This window comes from Dellaglioa sp. CoH-57-MRSF-20, from assembly GCF_056781955.1.
Genome location: NZ_JBXAXV010000303.1, coordinates 1 through 251, shown reverse-complemented (window position 1 = coordinate 251; position 251 = coordinate 1). Strand labels below are relative to the sequence as shown.

Genomic DNA, 251 nt, shown 5'->3' with positions numbered 1-251 from the left:
CGTATACACTATTGACATCAATGACTTATGTGATGAAATGTGTTTTGCGGTTATTAATGAGGATGCTTGGCTATGGCATAGAAGATTAGGTCATGCTAGCATGAAACTAATCACTCAAGTATCATCTAGAGAACTTGTAAGAGGAATTCCTCATATCAAGTTCATCAAAGACAATGTATGTGATGCTTGCCAATTAGGTAAACAAATTAAGGGTAGTTTCAAAGCTAAGAATCAAATAAGCACCTCTAGGC

The 251-nt window shown here is 35.9% G+C and carries 1 protein-coding gene; it reads left to right on the top strand.

From position 1 onward, the window contains the following. On the top strand, nt 1-251 hold a 251-nt coding region (locus AC1RPN_RS09125; RefSeq protein WP_481763866.1), incomplete at both ends, for a GAG-pre-integrase domain-containing protein.